The organism is Allobosea sp., assembly GCF_036675845.1.
In the GTDB taxonomy this organism is placed as follows: domain Bacteria; phylum Pseudomonadota; class Alphaproteobacteria; order Rhizobiales; family Beijerinckiaceae; genus Allobosea.
Genome location: NZ_JAKFED010000207.1, coordinates 1 through 1658, shown reverse-complemented (window position 1 = coordinate 1658; position 1658 = coordinate 1). Strand labels below are relative to the sequence as shown.

Genomic DNA, 1658 nt, shown 5'->3' with positions numbered 1-1658 from the left:
CAAGCCGCTGATCCTGATGACGCCGAAGTCGCTGCTGCGTCACAAGGAGTGCGTCTCGACCCTGGCCGACTTCGGCCCGGGTTCGTCGTTCAAGCGCATCCTGGCCGAGACCGACCAGCTCGCCGACGGCGCCAAGGTGCGTCGCGTCGTGCTGTGCTCGGGCAAGGTCTACTTCGATCTCGTGGCCGAGCGCCGCAAGCGCAAGATCGACGACGTCGCCATCCTGCGCATCGAGCAGCTCTATCCGTTCCCGTTCACGCGGCTGAGCGTCCGGCTCGCGCAGTATCCCAACGCGGATGTCGTCTGGTGCCAGGAGGAGCCCGAGAACATGGGCGCCTGGCATTTCGCCGACCGCCGTATCGAACGCGCGCTGGCCAATATCGACGTCAAAGCCAAGCGGCCGATCTACGTCGGCCGCGCCGAGGCCGCGTCGCCGGCCACTGGCTCGGCGCGCACGCATCTCAAGGAACAGGCCGATCTGGTCGACCGCGCTCTCACTGTCGGTTGAGCGCGGGAAGAGAAGGGGTTCTAAGTCATGTCCGTCGAGATCAAGGTTCCGGCCTTGGGTGAATCGGTCACCGAGGCAACTGTCGCCAAGTGGCTGGTGAAGGCAGGCGACAGCGTCGCCGTCGATCAGCCGCTCTGTGAACTGGAGACCGACAAGGTCACGGTCGAGGTGAACGCCTCGGTGGCCGGCACGATCGCCGACCTCGCGGTGGCGGAGGGTGCCTCCGTCCAGGTGGGCGGCGTGCTCTGTCATATCGAAGCAGGCGCTGGCGGCGCCGCGGCTGCTCCAAAGCCTGCTGTCGCACCGAAGCCCGCCGCGCCGGCCCCCGCTGCAGCGCCGGCCCCTGTTGCCGCCCCGGCGCCCGCCGGCGCCAATCTCGCCGCCTCCGGTCCCGCCGCGCGCAAGCTCGCCGACGAGAAGGGTGTGCCTGCCGCCGCCATTCAGCCCTCCGGCAAGGACGGCCGCGCCACCAAGGAAGACGTGCTGGCAGCACTCGCCTCCGTTCCGGCGCCGAGCGCTGCCGCGGCGAAGCCCGCCACCCCGGCCGGCCCGCGCTCGCGCGCCGACCGCGAGGAGCGCGTGCGGATGACGCGGCTGCGCCGCACCATCGCCAACCGCCTCAAGGAAGCGCAGAACACCGCGGCCATGCTCACCACCTTCAACGAAGTGGACATGACCAACGTGATGGCGCTGCGCGAGCGGCTGAAGGAGGATTTCGAGAAGAAGCACGGCGCGCGGCTGGGCTTCATGTCGTTCTTCGTAAAAGCCTGCATCGCCGGGCTGAAGGAACTGCCGTCGGTCAATGCCGAGATCGAGGGCGACGAGCTCGTCTACAAGAACTACTACGACATCGGCGTCGCCGTCGGCACGCCGCAGGGCCTCGTGGTGCCGGTGCTGCGCGACGCCGACGGGCTCGACTTCGCCGGCATCGAGAAGGGCATCGGCGAACTCGGCCGCAAGGCGCGCGACGGCAAGCTCTCGATCGCCGACCTGACAGGCGGCACCTTCACCATCTCCAACGGTGGCGTCTACGGCTCGCTGATGTCGACGCCGATCCTCAATCCGCCGCAGTCCGGCATCCTCGGCATGCACAAGATCCAGCAGCGCCCCATGGTCGTGGGCGGCGAGATCAAGGCGCGGCCGATGATGT

1 protein-coding gene and 1 pseudogene are annotated in these 1658 nt (G+C 68.5%); both read left to right on the top strand.

What is annotated here, in order from left to right; all coding sequences use genetic code 11:
* Window positions 1–508: pseudogene (sucA, locus tag V6M56_RS21770) on the top strand (2-oxoglutarate dehydrogenase E1 component); the annotation flags it as partial.
* Between the two features lie 27 nt (window positions 509–535).
* The coding region (odhB, locus tag V6M56_RS21765; RefSeq protein WP_332687004.1) for a 2-oxoglutarate dehydrogenase complex dihydrolipoyllysine-residue succinyltransferase at window positions 536–1658 on the top strand (1123 nt) is incomplete at its 3' end.